This window comes from Phenylobacterium sp., assembly GCF_004799395.1.
GTDB lineage: Bacteria > Pseudomonadota > Alphaproteobacteria > Caulobacterales > Caulobacteraceae > Phenylobacterium.
On the sequence record NZ_SSMZ01000107.1, the window covers coordinates 1 to 19,831 of the forward strand.

At 67.5% G+C, this 19,831-nt stretch carries 21 protein-coding genes; 15 read left to right on the top strand and 6 right to left on the bottom strand.

All coding sequences use genetic code 11. The features are described 5' to 3' along the window. Positions 1–265: 265 nt before the first annotated feature. From E8A12_RS07475 to E8A12_RS07490, 4 genes are all read left to right on the top strand, one after another. Positions 266–832 carry a porin family protein gene (locus E8A12_RS07475; protein WP_293367292.1) on the top strand — a complete coding sequence of 189 codons (567 nt, stop codon included), beginning with the start codon at positions 266–268 and terminating at the stop codon, positions 830–832. 112 nt (positions 833–944) lie between these two features. Continuing rightward, on the top strand, positions 945–1,334 hold the full coding sequence (locus tag E8A12_RS07480; protein WP_293367293.1) for a hypothetical protein: 390 nt from the start codon (positions 945–947) through the stop codon (positions 1,332–1,334). Further along, positions 1,331–2,251, top strand: coding sequence for a sterol desaturase family protein (locus E8A12_RS07485; RefSeq protein WP_293367294.1), 921 nt, complete (start codon positions 1,331–1,333; stop codon positions 2,249–2,251). Before E8A12_RS07480 ends, E8A12_RS07485 begins: the two co-directional genes overlap by 4 nt. Before the next feature lie 79 nt (positions 2,252–2,330). Continuing rightward, positions 2,331–3,908 (top strand): S53 family peptidase, encoded by a 1,578-nt coding sequence (locus E8A12_RS07490; protein ID WP_293367295.1) that lies wholly within the window; start codon positions 2,331–2,333, stop codon positions 3,906–3,908. On the opposite strand, the gene E8A12_RS07495 is transcribed toward E8A12_RS07490, so the two are convergent. Both E8A12_RS07495 and E8A12_RS07500 read right to left on the bottom strand, forming a co-directional pair. Beyond that, positions 3,883–4,866: an NAD regulator gene (locus E8A12_RS07495; protein WP_293367296.1), complete on the bottom strand. Its 984-nt coding sequence runs from the start codon at positions 4,864–4,866 to the stop codon at positions 3,883–3,885. The genes E8A12_RS07490 and E8A12_RS07495 overlap by 26 nt on opposite strands. Then, a complete protein-coding gene (locus E8A12_RS07500) occupies positions 4,863–5,507 on the bottom strand; it encodes an HD family hydrolase (protein ID WP_293367297.1) in 645 nt (214 codons plus the stop codon). Before E8A12_RS07500 ends, E8A12_RS07495 begins: the two co-directional genes overlap by 4 nt. A 126-nt stretch (positions 5,508–5,633) precedes the next feature. Between E8A12_RS07500 and E8A12_RS07505 the strand changes: the two genes are divergently transcribed. Together E8A12_RS07505 and E8A12_RS07510 are read left to right on the top strand one after the other, a co-directional pair. Then, the gene (locus E8A12_RS07505; protein ID WP_293367298.1) at positions 5,634–6,446 is read left to right on the top strand and encodes a universal stress protein; all 813 of its coding nucleotides are present in this window, start codon (positions 5,634–5,636) and stop codon (positions 6,444–6,446) included. 17 nt (positions 6,447–6,463) lie between these two features. Beyond that, the gene (locus E8A12_RS07510; protein ID WP_293367299.1) at positions 6,464–6,838 is read left to right on the top strand and encodes a hypothetical protein; all 375 of its coding nucleotides are present in this window, start codon (positions 6,464–6,466) and stop codon (positions 6,836–6,838) included. Here the strand turns inward: E8A12_RS07510 and E8A12_RS07515 are convergent. Both E8A12_RS07515 and E8A12_RS07520 read right to left on the bottom strand, forming a co-directional pair. Beyond that, entirely contained in the window at positions 6,835–7,659 is an 825-nt protein-coding gene (locus E8A12_RS07515; RefSeq protein WP_293367300.1) for a hypothetical protein, read from the bottom strand. The genes E8A12_RS07510 and E8A12_RS07515 overlap by 4 nt on opposite strands. A gap of 95 nt (positions 7,660–7,754) precedes the next feature. Then, a complete protein-coding gene (locus E8A12_RS07520; protein ID WP_293367301.1) occupies positions 7,755–8,624 on the bottom strand; it encodes a MoxR family ATPase in 870 nt (289 codons plus the stop codon). A gap of 191 nt (positions 8,625–8,815) precedes the next feature. On the opposite strand from E8A12_RS07520, the gene E8A12_RS07525 reads away from it, so the two are divergent. Both E8A12_RS07525 and pseH read left to right on the top strand, forming a co-directional pair. Further along, positions 8,816–9,514 (top strand): glycosyltransferase family protein, encoded by a 699-nt coding sequence (locus E8A12_RS07525; protein WP_293367302.1) that lies wholly within the window; start codon positions 8,816–8,818, stop codon positions 9,512–9,514. Next, positions 9,511–10,083: a UDP-4-amino-4,6-dideoxy-N-acetyl-beta-L-altrosamine N-acetyltransferase gene (gene pseH / locus E8A12_RS07530; RefSeq protein ID WP_293367303.1), complete on the top strand. Its 573-nt coding sequence runs from the start codon at positions 9,511–9,513 to the stop codon at positions 10,081–10,083. The genes E8A12_RS07525 and pseH overlap by 4 nt, the downstream gene beginning before the upstream one ends. Here pseH and E8A12_RS07535 read toward each other — a convergent pair. Next, entirely contained in the window at positions 10,080–10,580 is a 501-nt protein-coding gene (locus tag E8A12_RS07535) for a hypothetical protein (protein ID WP_293367304.1), read from the bottom strand. The genes pseH and E8A12_RS07535 overlap by 4 nt on opposite strands. A 63-nt stretch (positions 10,581–10,643) precedes the next feature. Beyond that, the gene (locus E8A12_RS07540) at positions 10,644–12,434 is read right to left on the bottom strand and encodes a tetratricopeptide repeat protein (RefSeq protein WP_293367305.1); all 1,791 of its coding nucleotides are present in this window, start codon (positions 12,432–12,434) and stop codon (positions 10,644–10,646) included. Between the two features lie 234 nt (positions 12,435–12,668). Between E8A12_RS07540 and flbT the strand changes: the two genes are divergently transcribed. The 7 genes from flbT to E8A12_RS07575 all read left to right on the top strand — a co-directional run bounded on the left by flbT (position 12,669) and on the right by E8A12_RS07575 (position 19,753). Next, positions 12,669–13,094: a flagellar biosynthesis repressor FlbT gene (gene flbT, locus E8A12_RS07545; RefSeq protein WP_293367306.1), complete on the top strand. Its 426-nt coding sequence runs from the start codon at positions 12,669–12,671 to the stop codon at positions 13,092–13,094. Beyond that, positions 13,054–13,431, top strand: a complete 378-nt coding sequence (flaF, locus tag E8A12_RS07550) for a flagellar biosynthesis regulator FlaF (RefSeq protein WP_293367307.1) — start codon at positions 13,054–13,056, stop codon at positions 13,429–13,431. Before flbT ends, flaF begins: the two co-directional genes overlap by 41 nt. 310 nt (positions 13,432–13,741) lie before the next feature. Further along, complete coding sequence (locus E8A12_RS07555; RefSeq protein ID WP_293367308.1) at positions 13,742–14,575, top strand: flagellin; 834 nt, start codon at positions 13,742–13,744, stop codon at positions 14,573–14,575. A gap of 91 nt (positions 14,576–14,666) precedes the next feature. Continuing rightward, the gene (locus E8A12_RS07560; protein ID WP_293367309.1) at positions 14,667–14,960 is read left to right on the top strand and encodes a flagellar protein FlaG; all 294 of its coding nucleotides are present in this window, start codon (positions 14,667–14,669) and stop codon (positions 14,958–14,960) included. A 181-nt stretch (positions 14,961–15,141) separates the two neighbouring features. Further along, entirely contained in the window at positions 15,142–15,969 is an 828-nt protein-coding gene (locus E8A12_RS07565; protein ID WP_293367310.1) for a flagellin, read from the top strand. A 185-nt stretch (positions 15,970–16,154) separates the two neighbouring features. Beyond that, positions 16,155–19,031 carry a hypothetical protein gene (locus E8A12_RS07570; RefSeq protein WP_293367311.1) on the top strand — a complete coding sequence of 959 codons (2,877 nt, stop codon included), beginning with the start codon at positions 16,155–16,157 and terminating at the stop codon, positions 19,029–19,031. A 47-nt stretch (positions 19,032–19,078) separates the two neighbouring features. Next, a complete protein-coding gene (locus E8A12_RS07575) occupies positions 19,079–19,753 on the top strand; it encodes a hypothetical protein (protein WP_293367312.1) in 675 nt (224 codons plus the stop codon). Positions 19,754–19,831: the final 78 nt, after the last annotated feature.

Here is a 19,831-nt window from a genome sequence, read left to right on the forward strand (position 1 = left end):
TAGCACGCCCAGCGCGCCGTGCGCCTAGACCCCGTCCTGGCTGGCTTGAATCACGTCAGCCAGGGGAGACCACGGTCGTCGGCCATTTCTGGAGCCCTGCTTGTCCACTCAGGTCGATCCGACCTGAGTGGGAAGGGCTAGTTGCCCCCGAAACACATACGGCGTTCGCCATATCAATAAGGCCGAACCGACAACCACTGGCCGCGTTTGAAGCCGAACCCGCATCGGGTTGGGCTGTTCGTGTGACTTGTAAGGACGATTTGAGATGAAAGCTTTGATCACCGCCGCTTCGGCCCTGGCGCTCTGCGCCGTCATTCCGGCGGTCGCCTCAGCCCAGACCGCGGCCCCTGCCTCCGCCTCCGTCTTCAGCGGCACGAGCTTCTACGGAACCTTCGGCTACGACAACACCTCCCTCGACCACGTGGATCTGAGCGCCTTCCAGGGGCGGCTTGGCGCTCGGTTCGGCCAATACTTCGGCATCGAAGGCGAGGCGTCATGGGGCACGTCAAGCGACAAGATCGCCGTAACCGGCGCACCGGATGTGAAGGTGAAGCAGGACACCCAGGAAGCGATCTACGGGGTGGGCTTCCTGCCGTTGTCTCCGCAGTTCGACCTCTTGGCCCGGGTCGGCTACGGCCACTCCGAAGGCACGGGTCAGGTGGCGGGCGTCACCTCCGGCGTGACGGGCAATTCCTGGAACTACGGCGTCGGCGGTCAGTACAGCTTCGACGGCAAGAACGGCGTGCGCGTCGACTACACCCGCGAGGCGTTCCAGACCCATGGGATCGAAGACGCCAACGTCTGGTCCGTCGCCTACGTGCGGAAATTCTAGGGCCGCGACGCCCGCAGACAGTCTTTGTCGGAGGGTCCTTCCATGCCGCCGCGGGCGGCGTGGGAGGGCTTTTCCTTGACCGGGCGGCCCGCTCACCCCAGCTTCCCGGCGCATGCATCTCGCCGACCTGATCCAACTCGCCGTCTCGGCCGCCGCCGTCGCCGCGATGGTCGGCCTCGCCGCCTGGGCGACACGCGGCCGCGGCGCGCCACCGCTGGATGAGGCGCAAGCCCGCCGCTGGCTGGCCGACGAGTTTCCAGGCGCCCGGATCGAGGGTCTATGGATCGGGGCCGACGGCCTCGGGGCCCTGGCCCGATCAGGAGAGACGGCGCTCGTACTGTCGCGGATAGGCGACGGCTATGTGGCCCGTCGGATCGCCTGGGACGCGGCCGCCAGCGCCCAGTTCCGCGACGGCCGCCTCAGCTTGCCGCTGGCCGACTTTGGCGCGCCGCGGGCGGAGCTCCGGCTTCAGGCGTGGCCGCCGGGGGACCTGGCCGCATGAAGATCCCCACCGATCCGGTCACCCTGGCGACGCCGTTCTTCATCCTGACGGTGATCGGCGAGATCGTCCTGGCGCGCTACGGCAAGCTGAAGGCGCACTACGAGACCAAGGACACCGCCACCTCCCTGACCATGGGCCTGTTCTCGACCCTGTCGGGCCTGCCCTTTGCGGGCGTGAGCTTCGCAGGCGCGATGTGGCTCTACCACCACCGCCTGTTCACGATCCCGATGACGGCGGCCTGGGCCTGGGTGCTGGTGTTCTTCGCCGAGGACCTGACCTATTACCTTTTCCATCGCCTCAGCCACGAGCGGCGCATCTGGTGGGCGGCGCACGTCAACCACCACTCCTCGCAGCACTACAATCTGTCGACGGCGCTCCGGCAGACCTGGACCGGCGGCCTGGCTGGCGCCTGGGCGCTGTGGCTGCCGCTTTCGTTCCTGGGCTTTCCGCCCAGCATGGTGCTGATCGAGAAGGGTGTCAGCCTAGTCTACCAGTACTGGATCCATACCGAGGCGATCCGGCGGTTGCCCAAATGGTTCGAGGCGGTGTTCAACACGCCAAGCCACCATCGGGTGCACCACGCGCGCAACCCGCGCTACCTCGACAGGAACTACGCCGGAATCCTGATCATCTGGGACCGGATGTTCGGCACGTTCCAGCTGGAGCTGGACGAGGAAGCGCCGCGCTACGGCCTCGTGCACAACCTGGGCGCCTTCAACCCGCTGCGCGTGGCCTTCCACGAGTGGGTCGGCATCGGAGCCGACTTGATCCGTTCGCCCCGCCATGCGCTCGGCTGGATCTTCGGCCCGCCCGGCTGGAGCCCCGACGGCGCCCGCGACACCTCGGCCTCGTTGAAGGCGGCCTGGGCCGCGCGGCAAGTTCAGGCGCCGTCACCCGATAAACGGGAAGCCGCTTAGGATTTTCAATCCAGGGTTGGCAGCCCGGCCGTCCCTCGCGCGTTCGTTCCAGAGGTGTGTCGAACACAGGGTGGCGATGATGGCCAAACAACCACTTCCCGGAAGTCAGCGCGATCCCGTCCCTGGCGCATGGGCCACCGGGCGCACAGCCGGTGACCAGCGCCTGGAGGTGACGGTGATCGTCCGCCGTCGCGAGGCCCCGGGCTTTCGGGCGCACTTGGCGGAGCTCGGCCGCGGATCGCGCCGGGCGCCCATGAGTCACGCCGAGTTCGCGTCCGCCTACGGCGCGGATGATAGCGACCTGCAACAGGTCGCCGCATTCGCGCGGGCGCAGGGCCTCGCCGTCGCCCAGCAGCATGCCGGCCGCCGGACGATCATCCTGACGGGAACGGCGGCGCAATTCGAGGCGGCCTTCGAGGTCGAGCTCAGCGACTATGAATTCGATGGCGGGGCCTACCGCGGCCGGAAAGGGCCGGTGCGCGTGCCGGCCGAACTGGCGCCCGTCATCGAAGCGGTCCTGGGGCTCGACAACCGCCCGGCTGCCCAGCCACATTTCCGAATTCGCCCTGCCGCCGCCGTTTCGGCGTCGTTCACGTCGCCGGAGCTCGCCGCGCTCTACGGCTTTCCGCCGGGCGATGGCGCCGGGCAATGCATCGCCCTGATCGAACTCGGCGGCGGCTACAAGCCCGCTGACCTCAAGGCCTACTTCCAGGCGCTTGGGGTGGCCCAGCCGAAGGTGGTCTCGCTTGGCGTCGATCATGCGAAGAATGCGCCGGCGGGCGACCCCAACAGCGCGGACGGAGAGGTGCTGCTGGATATCGAGGTGGCGGGCGCCATCGCGCCCAAGGCCACGGTCGCCGTCTATTTTGCGCCCAACACCGACGCAGGCTTTCTCGACGCGATCACCACGGCGGCCCACGACGCCACGCACAAGCCCTCTGTGATCTCGATCAGCTGGGGCGGCCCGGAGTCCGGATGGACGCAGCAGTCGCTGACGGCCTTCGACAGCACCTTCCAGGACGCCGCCGTGCTGGGGATCACTGTCCTGGTCGCGTCTGGCGACAATGGCTCGTCCGACGGGGTGTCGGATGGGGCCCAGCATGTGGATTTCCCGGCTTCCAGTCCGCATGCCACCGGGTGCGGCGGCACGCGGCTGACCGCCAGCGGCGTCCAGATCGCCAGCGAGGAGGTCTGGAACGACGCTGCATCCGGCGGCGGGGCCGGCGGCGGCGGGGTCAGCGCGGCATTCGAATTGCCGGCCTGGCAGGACGGCCTGAAGGTCACCCCTTCCACCGGGGCGGCGGCCGCGCTCACCAGGCGCGGCGTGCCTGACGTGGCGGGCGACGCCGATCCGGCGAGCGGCTACCAGATCCGAGTCGACGGCCAGGACCTGGTGTTCGGGGGAACCAGCGCGGTCGCGCCGCTCTGGGCCGGCCTGATCGCGAGGGTCAACGCGATGGCCAAGACCCCCGCTGGCTTCATCAATCCGGTGCTCTACAGGTCCCCGCAGGCGCTGCGGGATGTGACGGCTGGAGACAACGGAGCTTTCGTCGGCGGGGTAGGCTGGGACGCCTGCACGGGCCTGGGAAGTCCCAACGGCCAAGCCGTGGCCGCCGCCCTCGGCGGAGCCGCTAGTCCCGCAGGAGCGGCAGGCTGAGGCCGGAGACCGGTCGGGCGCCCAGAATCTCGCGGCGGAATCGGTAGAGCTCAGCGGGCCGGCCGCCGGTCTCGGCGTCCATGCGGCCGAGACCCTCGACCAGTTCGGCGCGTTCCAGGGCGCGGCGGAAATTCTGCTTGTGCAGAGGCACCCCGGCGATGGCCTCAACGGTCCGCTGCAGGGCCGAGAGGGTGAAGGCCTCGGGCATCAGTTCGAAGACCACGGGGCGGTACTTCAGCTTCCCGCGCAGGCGGGAAACGGCGGTCGCCAGGATGCGGCGGTGGTCGGACAGCATGGGCTCGCCCAGCGCCGCCGCCAGCGGGGCGGAGAGGGCGGTGGCTGCCTCGCCGCGGTCGCGGGCGGCCTCGCGGGCCAGTCCGGCCTCGTAGAGCAGCTCATAGCGCTCCAGCACCCGCTCCTCGTTCCAGGGCGCGCCATCCAGGGCGAAGGCCAGCCGCACCCGCGCCAGGCGCTGACTTTCGCCGTCGGCCCAGCGGCGCAGCGCCGCCTCGATCAGGGTCACGGCGGCAGGGCGGCCGTCGCGCCAGTCCTCGTAGGGGAAAAACCGCGTCCAGGGCCGCCATTCTGAGCCCGGCGCATGGGTGTCGACGGCGGCGGTGGCCAGCGCCAGGTATCCCACGGAGATCACGCGGGCGTGGTGGCCGTCGTCGTCGTCGCCGAGGTCGCCCATGTCGGCCAGCGGTGCGTCGCGCCCCTTGTCGCCGAAAGTGTAGAGCTGCTCGACATAGCCCAGGGTGAAGCGGGTCTGCTCGGTCACGAAGGCGCGCATGGCCAGCTCGAAGGTGCGGTGGCCCTTGGGATCGAAGGGCCCGAAGGGCAGGCCCTCGGCGCTGGCGCCAGGCGGGCGCACGGTCAGCACCACGGCGTCGTCCGCCTGGATGGCGACGACCACGGCCGAGAGGCCGATGATCACGGAGCTGTCGGCGGCGACGCTCATTCGGTGTCGAAGGCTCCGGCCCCGGAGGTGTAGCCGGCGGCGTCGGACAGGACATGGAACCGCTCGATGTAGCGCGTCTGGGCCGCGGCTGGCGGCAACGGGTCGATCAGCAGGCTGTAGCCCGCCGGCGGGGCGTCGAAGAAGGCCAGGGACTCCGCGTGGGTGAATCCGGCGAGTTGGGTCGCCTCGAAGAACGCGCAGGCGCGGTCGGCGCGCTTGATCAGCTTCTTGATCTCGACCGGCGTCTTGGCCGGCAGGCCGAAACGGGTGTGGATGGCGTTCTCCAGCCGCTCCTCGAAGTCCTTGTAGTTGACGCCGAGCGCGGCCTTGAACGGCGAGATCATGTCGCCGATCACATATTCCGAGGCGTCATGCAGCAGGGCGGCTAGGCGCCAGCGGGGGGAGACGGCCGGCTGAAGGTGGGCGACGATCTCTTCCACCACCACCGAGTGCTGGGCCACTGAGAAGGCGTGTTCGCCGACCGTCTGCCCGTTCCAGCGGGCGACCCGGGCCAGGCCGTGGGCGATGTCCTCGATCTCGATGTCCATGGGCGAAGGGTCGAGCAGATCCAGCCGTCGGCCCGACAGCATCCGCTGCCAGGCGCGCGGTTCCGGTGCTGAGCGACGCAGCCCTTTCCTCACGAAAGCATTCCCTCCACAGTCAAGCCAGTCACGCGCAAGGTCGTCACGTGAGCCATGGCTTGGCAAATATCAATGCGAGCATAGGCCCCAAGGGCTTGAAGTTCACGCGAAGGAGGAGCCGAAACGATGAGCTGGGCCCGGATCATGGCGCCGCTGTCGGGCGGAGCGGGCGACGAGGCCGCCGTGGCCGCCGCGGTGATGCTCGCCGAGCCTTTCCAGGCAGAGATGGCTGGCGTCTACACCCCCGCTGACGTGGCCGACGTCATGCCCTGGATGGGGGAGGGGTTCCTGGGCGGCGTTCAGACCACGGCGCTGGAGTCCCTGAAGGAAGCCGCTCAGGCGGGAGAGAAGAACGCCCGCGCGGCCATGGAGAAGGTGACCTACGCCAAGAGCCGGTTCGTCGCTTTGCAGACGCCGGTCTGGGCAGGCCTTTCGGCCGAGAGCCGGCTTTCCGACGTGGTGGTGTTCACCGCCGATCCGGCGCGCGGCCGCGGGCCGCTGGCCGAGGCTTTCCAGCAGATGCTGGCCGACGAGCAGCGACCGGTGCTGATCGCCCGCGAGGGCCTGAAGATGGGCGGCGCGGTCGCCGTGGCCTGGGATGGCGGCAAGGAAGCCAGCCGCGCAGCCCGCCTGGCCCTGCCGATGCTGGAGAAGGCCGCCAAGGTGGTGATCCTGGCCGCGCCCAAGGCCAGTTCGCGCAGCTTCGACGCCGGCCGGCTGAAGGCCTACTATGGTGCTCGCGGTGTCGACGCCGAGGTCGACATCCTGCCGGACAGCGGCGACGCCGCCCCGTTGCTGCTCTATGCAGCGAAGAAGGCGGGAGCTGATATTCTGGTGGCTGGGGCTTTCGGCCATCCACGCCTGCAGGAGTTCATATTCGGCGGCACGACGCGCTCGCTATTGAACTCCGACGAGCCTTCGCTGTTCTTGTCCCATTAGCCTCACGAGGACGTCCAATGACCCAGTCGCGCATCGTCATGCGGCTTGCCCGCAACCCCGGCACGGAGTTCGCCGGCGGCGACGACCATCGTGGCTATGCCCTGACCGCGCCCCTCACCGACGACGGGCGCCTGGACGAGGCGGCCTACGCCAAGGCCAAGGACGCCTGCACCGTGCGCCGTTTCGCGCCGGACGAGGATCCGGCGGACGGGCGGCTGATGAAGCGCGGACAGCGGTGGTTCTTCGACTACGACGAAGGCGACGTTGCGGATGACGAACAACCCTACCGCCTGGGCGAACACCGCTTCGCCGTGGGCGAATACGTCACCATCACCGACGAGGACGGCCGGCCGCTGACCTACAAGGTCGTCGAGGTGCAGCCAGCGGGTTAGACGCCGCCATTCTCCCGGACCAGACGCTTGATGTCCTCGGACACGTTGCGGCGATGGCCCTCGTGGACCTTGAAGACCGCCACGGCGATCGGACCGGTCTTGGGGCCTGCCGCCTCGTAGCCGACCGTTTTCCAGCCGTCCTTTAGATTGTCCTTGGCCAGGATATAGGTTGCGCGGAAGCCGCGCTTTTGCGGCGATAGGGCTTCGCCGCGCAGGCGCACCTCGCGCGACGTGCGGATGGTGGCGCCGTCCTCGCCGCCGTCGATGTGGACGCCGCCCACGTCGATCTTGGCGCTGTCCTTGTCGTCGTCGGCGCTGATGTGGATGCCGGGCAGGTTGATGTCGGCGTGTCCGCCGTGATCGTCGTCGTCGCCGACGGTGACCTTGTTCGGGCCATCCTCGTCATGGTCCTTCCGCGCCTCCTGCACGTGGAGAAGCGCGTCGTCGGAGGCCTCTTTGGCCGCCTTGGCGGCTTCGGACGCGGTTGCGCTGGAGGCTTTGCCGACGCTCTCCGCCGCCTTGGCGCCTGCGACCTTCGCCGCCTCCTGATCGGTCATGACCTCGCCCTGCAGTTCCTGCTCCACCGGCTGCAGCGCCGCCTCGTAGCCAGCGGAAACCGGGATCAGGCGCAGCGAGACCTCGTCGCCCTCGCTCGTCACATAGGTGCAGCTCTTCCGGTCGGGCGCGGTCGCGGTGAGTTTCAGGTCGCCGCGGTCGGACGGGCAGTCGAGCGCCACACGCGCCGTCGCCGGCGTCCTGGGCGCGCAGGCCGCCGCCCCGAGACACAGGCCGCAGGCCGAGAGGAGAAGCAGCGACTTCATGAAATAGACTCCGGTCCGTTCGCAGTGGAATCTGACCGGAGCCCTTTCAAAAGGCGAGTGAATTCGACGTAACGCCCGTTACGGGGCGCCGCGGCCTACTGGCCGGGACGCGATCCTGCGCCCTCGCGCCGCGCCAGGAAGGCCAGGCGTTCGAAGAGGTGCACGTCCTGCTCGTTCTTCAGGAGCGCCCCGTGCAGCGGCGGGATCAGCTTGGTGGGATCGCGCTCCTTCAGGGCCTCGGCGTCGATGTCCTCGACCATCAGGAGCTTCAGCCAGTCGAGCAGCTCCGACGTCGAGGGCTTCTTCTTCAGGCCCGGCACCTTGCGCATGTCGTAGAAAATGCGCAGCGCCTCAGCGACCAGCTTCTGCTTGATGTTCGGATAGTGCACCTCGACGATCTCGTTCATCGTCTCGGCTTCCGGGAAGCGGATGTAGTGGAAGAAGCAGCGGCGCAGGAAGGCGTCGGGCAGCTCCTTTTCGTTGTTCGAGGTGATGATCACGATCGGGCGAACCTTGGCCTTGATCGTCTCGTCGGTCTCGTAGACGTAGAACTCCATCCGATCGAGTTCCTGCAGCAGGTCGTTCGGGAATTCGATGTCGGCCTTGTCGATCTCGTCGATCAGCAGAACCGGGCGCTTCTCGGCGGTGAACGCCTCCCAGAGCTTGCCCTTCTTGATGTAGTTGCGGACGTCCTTGACCCGCTCGTCGCCCAGCTGGCTGTCGCGCAGGCGGGTGACCGCGTCATATTCGTAGAGGCCCTGCTGGGCCTTGGTGGTCGACTTGATGTGCCAGGTGATCAGGTTCGCGCCGAGCGCGTTGGCGATCTCGTAGGCCAGCACGGTCTTGCCGGTGCCGGGCTCGCCTTTGATCAGCAAGGGCCGCTCCAGCGCCACGGCGGCGTTCACCGCAACCTTCAGGTCCTCGGTGGCGATGTAGTTGTCGGTGCCTTCGAAACGCTGGCTCATGGGGCTCCCCGCGGTGGGCGTAGACGCCCAAGTTCGAACAGTTGTTTGTCTGGCGCAGCCTAGAGCCACGCGCGCGGCTTGCAAGCGGCTTCGCCCACTGGCGCCTGCGACGGAAAGCGCCGAGCGATGGCCCGCGTTGTCGCCGCGGCAGATTCGGCGCTAGGTGAGGGTTCCACGGAGGCGCCGCTGCTGTGAATCTCGCCATCCTCCAGGCCCGGATGACCTCCTCGCGCCTGCCGGGCAAGGTCATGGCCCCGGTGCTGGGCGAGCCGATGATCGGCCGCCAGGTGGAACGCCTGCGCCGCTCCAACCGCATCGACGAGCTGATGGTGGCCACCAGCACCGACCCTGCCGACGACCCCTTGGCGGCCTATTGCGACGTTCTCGGGCTGGAGGTGTTCCGAGGCTCCCTCGACGACGTCCTCGACCGCTACCGCGCCGCCCTCGCTCGGCGGCCGCAGGCGACGACGGTGATCCGGCTGACGGCGGACTGTCCGCTGACCGACCCCGACCTGATCGATCAGGTCATCGACCACCATCATGACGTGGGCGCCGACTATACCTCCAACACGCTTGGGACCCGGACCTATCCCCATGGTCTCGACGCCGAGGTGGTCCGCGCCGGCGCCCTGGTCGACGCCGCCGAGCGGGCGGATGAGCCCTACGAGCGCGAGCATGTGACGCCCTACATCTACCGGCGGCCGGAGGTCTACCGACTGGCCGGGGTGGCGCGGCACGAGTCCCTGGCGGCCCTGCGCTGGACGGTCGACGTACCGCCCGACCTGGCCTTCGTGCGCGACGTCTACGCCAAGCTCTATCCCTTCGATCCGGAGTTCGGCTCCGACGCGATCATCGCCCTGCCGGTGAACAGTTCGGTGATTCCGGCGTGAGCGCCGCGCCGCGTGTCGTGCTGCGCCCGGCTGCCCCGGGCGACCGCGACCGGTTGCTCGTCTGGCGCAACCTGCCGGAGGTGGCGCGCTGGATGTACAGCGACCACGCGATCGCGCCGGACGAGCACGCGCGCTGGTTCGCCGGCGCGCTGAGCGACGCGCGGCGGCGCTACTGGGTCATCGAGACGGACGGGATACCGGTGGGTCTGGCCAATCTCTACGACCTGGCGCCTGAGCATGGGCGGACGTCCTGGGCTTACTACCTCGCCGAGCCCTCGACGCGGGGGCAGGGGATTGGCGCCTTCGTCGAATACTGGGTGATCGAGCACGTGTTCGCAGAGCTCGGGCTGAACAAGCTCTGGTGCGAGGTGCTGGTCGACAACGAGGCCGTCTGGAAGCTGCACGAAGGCTTCGGCTTCCAGCGGGAGGCGTTGTTCCGCCAGCATGTGCGCAAGGACGGGGCGCCGGCCGACGTGGTCGGCCTGGGCTTGCTGAAATCGGACTGGGCGCGGCAGCGCGGGGCCAGCCGTGGCCGCCTCACCGCCCGTGGCTTCGATCTGCCGGCTTAGCGATCGGGCTTGGCGCGAACGCCGCCGCCGCGGGCGGTCTCCGAATAGCCCATGGACTGCAGGTCGGCGTCGGAGAGATTCGTCGCCTGGAAGTCGGTGATGTCGTCCTCGCCGCCTTCGACGGCGTCGGCGTCGCCCACCTGATCCAGGCCCTCTACGTCGCGAGCGGCCAGGCGGTCTTCGTCGTAGCCGTCCTCCGGGCCCTGGCCGTCGAGGTCGTCCTCGCGCTCTTCAGTGGCGGCGTGGAGGTCGAGCTCATGGTCTTCCTCCGTGTCGGCGTCGTCGAAGGCGTCCTCGTCGAACTCATCGGAGTCCAACGCCATGGCCTCGTCGTCGTCCCGATCGCCGTCGGCCTGGGTCACGTCGAGGAGGTCCGGAAGTTCCTCGAACGTGCGCCGCTCGCCCCTCTCGGCGGCGACGTCGAGGTTGTCTTCGTCGAGGGTCTCGGCGCCGTCCTGCGGATCGGCGTCGCCAAAGGCGTCGGGCAGGTCTGGCATGGGTCGGGCTCCTGGCAAGTGGCGCGCGAACGGCGCGGTCGCAGGATCAACCCCGAGGCGGCCTCAGCGTTCCGCGACGAACTCGCCGAGCGCCTGGGCCACGTCGGCCATCACGTCCGGCCACTGGCCATGGCCCGGCGGCAGGAAGACCCGGGTCCTGGGATACCACGGGTAGGAGGTCTCCTGGCCCAGCCGCGGCCAGGCGCCGGGCGTCGAGATCAGGAAGGTCGGCGCGCCGCACGCCCCGGCGATGTTGAGGGTGGCGTTGGAGAAGCCGACCACCAGGTCCACGGCGCAGCAGAGCGCGGCCACATCGTCCAGGTCCAGCCTCAGGTCGATGCCGGGCGGCGACCAGATCTCGACGCCGTAGTCGCGGCGCGCCGTCTCGATCTCCTCGGCGCAGTCGCCGTACTGCAGGTTGACGAAGGTCACGCCCTTTTGCGCGAGAACCGGCGCCCAGGTCTCGAACGGCGAGAAGTAGCGGTGGCGCGCGTCCTTGTTGACGGCGCTCTTCCAAAGGAGGCCGACCTTCAGGCCGGCGGGCGCGGTCTTGAGCGCCTTGCGCCAATGGGCGATCCGCTTGGGATCGGCGGCCAGGTAGCTTTCACGGGTGGGATAGGCGTCCACCGTTCGGCGGAACTCCCGCGTCAGTGAGCCGATCGGCGTCCAGAGGTCGGCCGTGGCCCCCGCCTGCACTTCCGGGACGACCCGGGTGAAGCGGCCGTCGGCCAGATAGGTGGCGTGCGCGCTGACCTGCGCCTGGGAGAAGGCGCGCTTGAACATGGGGACCAGCCGGGCCTCCACCGACAATATCAGGCGGCCCTCGGGTCCAAGGCGTTCGAGGACGTCGGGCAAGACGTTGCCGAACAGGATCTCGTCGCCCAGTCCCTGCTCGCCCACCACCAGCAGGGTCTTGCCGGCCAGCTCGGCGCCCGGCGCCCAGCGGGGCAGGCCCACGGCGAAGCCGGTGCGTTCGCTGAACTGCGGATGCAGGCGCGCCTCGTAGTCGTCCCAGCCTTCGCCCAGCCGGCCGAGGTTCAGCAGGATGGAGGATCGCGAGAGCCGCATCATCTGTCGTTCGTCCTCGGATAGAACGCCGCTCATCGCCGCCTCGCAGTCGGCGAGCGCACCCTCCGGGTCGCCCAGCTGCAGCTTGGCGTTGCCGCGGTTGTAGAGCGCCTTGCAGAAGTCAGGGTCGAGCCGCAGAGCCTCCTCGAAGAACACCAGGCCGTTGGCGAAGTCGCCCTGGTCTGAGACCACCGTGCCCATGGTGTTCCAGAGCATGGGCATCTCGGGCGTCTTGAGGATGGCGGGCCGCAGGACGTCGATCGCCTCGTTATGCCGGCCCTGCGATCGGACGGCGCAGGCCAGGTTGTTGGCGCCTTCAGGGTGATCGGGATGGCTCTGCAGGAAAAGGCGGAACAGCGCCTCGGATTGCGTCGTCATGCCCATGCGGAAAGCCAGCCGGCCGAGGTCGTTGGCGACCTCCGTCTGGTCGGGCAGCAGCTTCAGGGCGGATTCATAGGCCCTGATGGAATTGGGGAAATCGCCTCCGCGTTCGAGGGCGATGGCCAGGATGTACCAGCCGTAGCCGCTGCGTTCGTCCTTTTCGAGGGCCTTGATCGCCCACTCGCAGGCCGACTTGGGGTCCTCGACCCGGATGGCGTCCACGGCGCGGCGCAGCATTGGCGCAGCCGTCAGCGTCCGCAGTTCCGACATGGCGCTGTTCAGCTTGGCCAGCGCATCCTTCGATCCCGATTGGCCAAGGGCGTCGGCGGTGAGCCGCGCCGGATTAGGCGCCGCAGTCTGCAGCGCGTGGGCGGAGCTGGCGCTGGACGGGCGCTGACGCGGCATGAACGAAGGGTCTCCGGCGGATCGGGATGACTCCTCGGCGAACATGGCTAACGGGAGCTTAAGAGGGGCGCTGAATCCCGCAAACTGATCCCCGGGGCATGGTTATCGAGCGCGAGCAATCGGACGTTAACCCGAGGCCGCTTAACTCTCTCGTGCGCAGGGTCAAGCAGAAGGCGACAATGGCTCATTCGAATCGCATTGTCGGTTCGTACGCGCAGGTATCGGGAGGCGGGTTTGCCGCTAAAATTGTCGCTCAAGCCGGGGGAGAAGTTCGTCCTCAACGGCGCTGTCGTGCAAAACGGGGACCGCCGTGGCGTCCTCGTGCTGCAGAACAAAGCTTCCGTCCTTCGCGAGAAGGATATCATGCAGCAAGAGGATGTGAACACGCCCGCGCGTCACATCTACTTCCCTGTCATGATGATGTATCTCGATGAGGCAGGGGCGGATCGCTACTACGATGAATTTGTCCGGCGCCTCACTGAATTCATGAAGGTGATCGGAAATCCGGTTGTCCTTACGGAATGCGTCGAGATTTCCCGGAACTGCATGGAACGCGAATACTACAAGGCGTTGATGCGGTGCCGGAAACTTATGGAATACGAAGAGGAGAGATTGGGGCATGTCCCTTCAGGCGTACCAACAGGCGGCCAAGCGGGCTGAAAACCCGCGCGAGACCGAATACCGTCTGTTCGCTCAGGTGACCCTGGCGCTGATGGAGGCTGCAAAGGCCGACCCCCGGGATCTGGGCTCGCGCGTCGATGCTCTGGACTGGAACCGTCAGGTCTGGTCCGCGCTCAGAGAGGATTGCGCCGACCCCGGCAACGCTTTGCCGCCGCATCTGCGCGCCTCGATCATCTCGCTGGCGATCTGGGTCGGCCGGCACACCAGCGCCGTCATCCGCCGCCAGGAGCAGGTTGAGCCCCTGATAGAGGTCAACCGCATGATCATGCAGGGGCTTGCCCCCGCCCAGGTCCCGGCGCCCCGCACCGCGGCCTGACCGAGCTCCCCCGAAAAGGGGGTGCGGACGGCCGACTTCAAGCGCCCGCGGCCAGCCGCGGGCGCTTTTCATTTTGGGACTGGGCGCCTTCTGCCGGGGTCGGTCGGCAAAAATTGCCGCACCCCCGTCAGGCTCGGCAAAACTTGCCGGCTGAAAACGTGCCTAACAGACCTATAACGCCATAAAATCAAAGCATTAGTCGTCCGTTCGGGGTGGGCTGAAATGGCCCGATGCTTGCTGCCAGGGATACCGAGCAAAACGCTCACGGCTGTCAAAACGACGGCCGACGACCTGAGAAAAGGACTATCCTATGACGTTCTCCGTCAACACCAACATGGGCGCGATGGTCGCCCTGCAAAATCTGAACAACACCTCCAGCCAACTGCAACAGACCCAGAACGAGGTCAGCACCGGCCTGGCGATTTCTTCGGCGAAGGACAACGCCGCGGTCTGGGCTATCGCTCAGAACCAACGCGCCACTTCTTCCTCGCTGAATTCGGTCATCTCCTCGCTGCAACGCGGTCAATCGACCGTCGACGTGGCGCTGTCGGCCGGTAACTCCGTGTCTGACCTGCTCACGCAGATGAAGGCGCTGGCTTTGTCGTCGGCGGACACCACGCTGGACACCACCAGCCGGGCGGCCCTCAACGACGAATTCACGTCGCTGCGCGATCAGATCGGCAAGGTCACGTCGAACGCCGTGTTCAACGGCGCCAACATGCTCGAGTCGGGCGGCGCGACGGTCCAGGCCTTGGCCAACGCGGACGCCAGCTCGTTCATCACCGTCCAGGCTCAAGACCTGTCGCTTGGCGGCACGGTTCTGGGTTCGGCGGTCAGCTCCACGGCGACGATCAACACCGCGACCGGCGCGGCGAGCATGATCCTGGACCTCAACACGGCCATCGCGTCCGTTTCGAGCGCCCTCGGCAAGCTCGGCACGGGTGACAAGGCCCTGGCGTCGCACCTGACGTTCATCCAGGACCTGCAAAACACCATCGATGCCGGTGTTGGCAACCTGGTGGACGCCGACCTGGCGAAGGAAAGTGCCAATCTCCAGGCGCTGCAGACCAAGCAGCAACTGGGCATTCAGGCGCTTTCGATCGCCAACCAGTCGTCCTCGATCCTTCTCGGCCTCTTCAAGTAGGCCGCCTGGCGGCGGCGGAGGGTTCGTCCCTCCGCCGCCCGCTTTTTCCCTCATTGGAGCGTAGGCGCGTCAAGCGTCAACGACAGGAGAGATGGACAACAAGGTTGCGAGCTTCGCAGCCACCCCAGATCCCACCTTCGGCCAAAAGCCCGCGCCGCAGCAGCGCCCCGACTCGGGGACGTCCGCTCAGCGCGAGCCGCCAGGCCAGGATCCGGGTGACATGCGACTGGTCATAGAAGAGGACAAGGCGACCAACTCCTACATCTACAAAACGGTCAATCGAGTGACAGGACAAGTCATCCAGCAGCTGCCGCGAGAACAAGTCCTGCAGCTGCGCGAACAACTCGATTACGAGGCCGGAGATGTGGTGCGCGCCAAGGCCTGACGCCTGACGGGCTCCCACTGGACGGGGAGCATCCGTACAATCCTTAACCGCCCCGGTACAGCCGGAGGCGGCAATCGGCGTCGGCGTTAACCATCTGCTCACCACGACTCCATAGCTTCTCCCGTGAACGGCCCCGCGACTCGCATGAAGGCGGGCAGGGCGGGCACGAGGAGATACGTCGATGACGTTGAGCGTACATACCAACGACGCCGCTCTGGTCGCACTGCAGAACCTGAACAACACGAGCTCGCAGCTCGATGAGGTTCAGAACCGCATCAGCACCGGACTGGCAATTAACAGCGCCAAGGATAACGCCGCGGTCTGGGCCATCGCCCAGGGCCAGCGAGCCGACATCGGGTCGCTGAGCGCGGTCCAGTCCAGTCTGAACCGAGCGACCTCCATCGCCGACGTCGCCGCGACCGCGGGGGCGAGCATTTCGGACCTGCTGGTGCAGATGAAGGCCAATGTCGTCGCCGCGATGGACCCCTCCATCGACACCGCTTCGCGCACGGCTATCGACTCGGCCTTCAAATCCGAGCTGGGTCAGATCACGCAGATCGTCTCGAACGCGAACTTCGACGGCGCGAACATGCTCGACGGCAGCGTCAGCCAGATCAAATTCATCGCCAACGCCAACGCCAACGGCTTCATCACGCTCTCCAGCCAGGACATGTCGCTGGGAGGCTCGATCATCACCGTGCCGTCGACGGCTTCCCTGACCACGGTGACCTTCGCGACCACCGTCCTGGCCCAGCTCACCTCCTCGATCAGCAATACCAACGAAGCGCTTGGCAATCTTGGCTCGCAGAGCAAGGCGATCAGCAATCACAACACCTTCGTTGGACAACTTTCCGACCAGCTGACGGCCGGTGTCGGCAATCTGGTGGACGCCGACCTTGCCAAGGAAAGCGCGCGCCTGCAGGCCCTTCAGGTGCAGCAGCAGCTCGGCACCCAGGCCCTGTCGATCGCCAACCAGGCGCCGCAGATCATCCTGTCGCTGTTCAAGTAAACGGTTCGGTTGGGGCGTTGACTGTGGAAGGCCCGGATCGCTCAGGCGTCCGGGCCTTTTTCGCGAGCGCCGCGACGGGGCGAGATGGGACGCCTTTTCTCGGCTTTCCCGAGGCATCTTAACAAAGAGGCAGGGCTTGTCGCCGCATGGTGGGCGCGGGGAGTCCGGTCCGTCAAAGGCCCAGCATGCAAATCGGCGCCAACCAGAGTTACCTGCTCAGTCTGTTCAACACGACCAGCAGCAACGGCATCATCAACATCGACCTGTCGAGCCTGGCCACGGGCAGCTCGAGCTCGAGTTCGGCCGCCGCCACGCCGACGGCCCCGGTGGCGCCGACGCCGCCCTGGAACACCAGCGAGACCACCCTCCAGTCCAACACCAATGTCCAGAACGCCCTGGCCGGCCTGCCGGTCATCTCCCAGAGCTCGTCCTCAGTCGGCGTAGGCCAGGGGATATCGCCGGCCCAATCGGCCGATTACAACAATCTTTTCAATCTCTACCAGGGGCTGTCGTCGCTCAGCGACTTGGCGGCTCAGGCCAGTTCCACCAGCGTTTCGCCGCAGCAGCAGGCCCAGCTCTCCAGCGCTTTCGCCAGCGGCCTGTCGCAGGTGTCGTCCTATGTCACGAACACCTCGTTCAACAGCCTGCGCCTGGCCTACGGCGGCGACACCACCACCGCAACCGCAACCCTGAAGACACCCGGGGCGCCGACGACCTACCAGACCCCGCCTCTGGCGACGACAAACACCGGCGATGTCCCGGCGCTGGACGGCGCCGTGCAGTTCAATATCGGCGTCACGCTGAACAAGCAGACGACGAACATCCCAATTGACCTGTCCAACATGGGATCGCAGACCCGAAGCCTCGCCAACGTCGTCAACTACATAAACCAGCAGCTTAAGACCGCCGGCGTCGAAACTCGGGTCGCGATCAACAGCATGCCCGGCACGGCCCAGACCATCACCGCCGGAGGGACCACGCTCACCCTGCCGGCGACGCAGAATCAATATGGCCTGCAGGTGAATATCGGCACCAGCGAGTCGGTGTCGTTCAGCGCGCCCGCGACGGCGGGCGCGGTCTATGTGGCCCAGACGGCCGGAAATCCCAATCCGGACAACAATCCCGCCACGAACGATTCCGACACTGTCGCCCAGCTGTTGAAATTCCAGACCGACACCACCAACGTCCCCGATCCGCTGCAGACCCCCGGCGCGGCGAACTACACGCAAGGCCGGATCCTCGCCAACAATCTCCCGTCCTCGGTCAGTGGGGTCCAGGCCGAGCAGGTCGGGCCCGACGGCTCGGTCTACATGCTCGCCAATGTGACCGGCACGGTTGAGGGCCAGTCGATCCAGGGCACGCAGGACGTCGCCCTGATGAAGTACGACTCCGCCGGACACCTCGTCTACACGCGCACCCTTGGCGCGGCCTCCACGGCGACCGGCCTGGGGCTGGCGGTCTCGTCAACTGGGCAGGTCGCAGTCGTGGGATCGGTCACCGGCGGGCTGAGCGGCGCGGTGAACGGCGCTCTGAACTCCGGCGCCACGGGCGCGAACGCCAGCAATTCTGACAGCTTCACCACGCTCTACGATTCCAGCGGCAACGAACTGTGGACCGAGCGTCGCGGATCCACCGGCAACGATTCCGCCAGCCAGGTCAGTTTCAGCGCCGATGGCAGCACGGTCTATGTCGCCGGCCAGGCCCAGGGCGCCATGCCTGGCGGCGGCCCGACCATCGGCGGTCAGGACGGCTATATCGAGGCGTTCCAGACCTCCGCCACGGGTACGCCGCACGCGACCTTCACCCAGACCTTTGGGACGACCGGCCAGGACTCGGTCAAGGGCATGGTGGTCACCGGCAATTCCGTGATCACCGCCAGCGTGGAGAATGGCGACGCGGTCTTGCGGAACTTCGACATTTCGTCCGGGACACCGGTGCTCACCAACACTCGCGACCTCGGCAGCCTGCAGGGCGGGACGATCGCCGGCCTGGCGCTCAACGGCAATCAGGTCGTGGTCGCCGGCACCACCTCCAACCCCGCGCTTTCGGCCGGCACGGTGACGGCCGCAGCGTCCGGCGGTACGGACGCCTTCGCCGCGCAGGTCTCCACCGACCTCACGCCCAATGCGTCCGACGCCATCGCCTACTACGGCGGTCCGGGCAACGACAAGGCGACCTCGCTGGCCGTATCCAACGGCCAGGTGTGGATCGGCGGTCAGACGTCGGAGTCCCTGAATGGCCAGCCCATGCAGGGGACGCTCGACGGGTTCATCGCCCAGCTCAACATCTCCACCGGCCAGGTCGTGTCGTCCAATCAGTTCACCGGCAAGGACGGCATGGCCGCTCCGACTGCGATCGCCGTCAACACCACCGGCGCGAGCGTCCTGGACCGGCTGGGCCTGCCCACCACCCCGCTCAGCGCGGCGTCCTCCCAGGAGCTCACCTCGATCAGTTCGCTCAGGGCGGGAGATCAGTTCACGGTCGCCGGCGGCTCCGGGCCGCCGGTCACGATCACCATCGGCGCCACCGACACCCTGACGACCCTGGCCCAAGAAATCCAACGCGCCAGCGGCAACCAGGCCACAGCGACGATAACCAAGACCGCCACCGGCCAGCAGACCCTGACCGTCACTCCGTCCTACGCCTCCGCCAGCGTAATCCTGGGTCCGGGGCCCAACGGCCAGAACGCTCTCCCCCTGCTGGGTTTGCCGGAAGGCATGCTGAACCAGACGCTCACCGCCAATGGCGTGACCAGCCCGGCGGACGGCGGCAGCACGATCTACGGCCTGGGGCTCTCGGGCACCCTCACCCTGGGCACCACCGCCCAGATCAACCAGGCCAGAGCCGGCATCGCCGCAGCCATGGGCGTCGTGCGCTCCGCCTACCAGGCCATGGTGACCGCCGCGACGCCCAAGACGCCGGGCCAGACGGCTGCGGCGACCTCGAAGACCCCAGGCACGGTGCCCGCCTACCTGACGGCGGAAATCGCCAACCTCAACGCCGGCCTGGCCCGTCTCACCGGCGGATCGAGTTCGACCAGCAGCACCAGCACCCTGGCCTGACCGCCCGCGCCGCTTGAAACAGGCGACCCCGCGGTCTAGCGAAAGCCATGGACGCCCCGAACACCCGCACGATCGCGTTGGTTCTAGTTGGCGGCGCCGTGGCCCTGGCCGCTGGGCTGGCGGTGGCCTGGGCGCTGGTCGCGCAGCACCGCGGCGAGGCGACACCGCCGCCGCCGGCGTCCCGGGCCGGGCTGGTGATCGACTCCAGCGGGACGACGACCTCAAAGCTCGATTCCACAAAACCCCTGCGCTGCTTTGTGGCCGGCCAGCTGGTGGGCGAGCTGACGCTGGCCGACTGCGCCAAACGCAATGGCGTGGCCACCGACGCCCTCGACGTGGGCATCGACCAGAGCGGCGCGCTGGCCGCGGCCGACCAGGCGGGGACCGCGATCACCCCGCTGCCGCCGGGAGAGGGCAAGGTGGCCGAGGACGAGCCGGCCGAGCCCGCGCCCGCTGCGGCGACGGCGCAGCCCGCCGCGGGACCCGCCGACGCCTGCTGGCGCTACGCCGCCGGCCAGTGGCGCAAGCTCACGCCGGACATGCCGCTGGCCGCCTGCGCCCAGACCCTGTTCGCCGGCCGCTGCGAGCGGACCGGGGAGGCGGCCTACGGACGCTGGGGCGTCCAGACCCTAAGGCTGGTTCCCGGACGGATCGAGACCTCTGGCGACAACCGCAATTTCCGACCCTTGATGGACCAGCCCGGATGCCCGCCGGCCAGCTGACGGCTGACGGCTCGCGCCGCGGAATTTACCCGTGTAGGATTGGCCCTATGCTACGCCTTGCTCTCTTACCCGCCGCCG

Coding starts and splice junctions, on each gene's coding strand:
- E8A12_RS07475 (WP_293367292.1), top strand. CDS start 266: ATGAAAGCTTTGATCACCGCCGCTTCGGCCCTGGCGCTCTGCGCCGTC.
- E8A12_RS07480 (WP_293367293.1), top strand. CDS start 945: ATGCATCTCGCCGACCTGATCCAACTCGCCGTCTCGGCCGCCGCCGTC.
- E8A12_RS07485 (WP_293367294.1), top strand. CDS start 1,331: ATGAAGATCCCCACCGATCCGGTCACCCTGGCGACGCCGTTCTTCATC.
- E8A12_RS07490 (WP_293367295.1), top strand. CDS start 2,331: ATGGCCAAACAACCACTTCCCGGAAGTCAGCGCGATCCCGTCCCTGGC.
- E8A12_RS07495 (WP_293367296.1), bottom strand. CDS start 4,866: ATGAGCGTCGCCGCCGACAGCTCCGTGATCATCGGCCTCTCGGCCGTG.
- E8A12_RS07505 (WP_293367298.1), top strand. CDS start 5,634: ATGAGCTGGGCCCGGATCATGGCGCCGCTGTCGGGCGGAGCGGGCGAC.
- E8A12_RS07510 (WP_293367299.1), top strand. CDS start 6,464: ATGACCCAGTCGCGCATCGTCATGCGGCTTGCCCGCAACCCCGGCACG.
- E8A12_RS07515 (WP_293367300.1), bottom strand. CDS start 7,659: ATGAAGTCGCTGCTTCTCCTCTCGGCCTGCGGCCTGTGTCTCGGGGCG.
- E8A12_RS07520 (WP_293367301.1), bottom strand. CDS start 8,624: ATGAGCCAGCGTTTCGAAGGCACCGACAACTACATCGCCACCGAGGAC.
- E8A12_RS07535 (WP_293367304.1), bottom strand. CDS start 10,580: ATGCCAGACCTGCCCGACGCCTTTGGCGACGCCGATCCGCAGGACGGC.
- E8A12_RS07540 (WP_293367305.1), bottom strand. CDS start 12,434: ATGCCGCGTCAGCGCCCGTCCAGCGCCAGCTCCGCCCACGCGCTGCAG.
- flaF (WP_293367307.1), top strand. CDS start 13,054: ATGTCCCTTCAGGCGTACCAACAGGCGGCCAAGCGGGCTGAAAACCCG.
- E8A12_RS07555 (WP_293367308.1), top strand. CDS start 13,742: ATGACGTTCTCCGTCAACACCAACATGGGCGCGATGGTCGCCCTGCAA.
- E8A12_RS07560 (WP_293367309.1), top strand. CDS start 14,667: ATGGACAACAAGGTTGCGAGCTTCGCAGCCACCCCAGATCCCACCTTC.
- E8A12_RS07565 (WP_293367310.1), top strand. CDS start 15,142: ATGACGTTGAGCGTACATACCAACGACGCCGCTCTGGTCGCACTGCAG.
- E8A12_RS07570 (WP_293367311.1), top strand. CDS start 16,155: ATGCAAATCGGCGCCAACCAGAGTTACCTGCTCAGTCTGTTCAACACG.
- E8A12_RS07575 (WP_293367312.1), top strand. CDS start 19,079: ATGGACGCCCCGAACACCCGCACGATCGCGTTGGTTCTAGTTGGCGGC.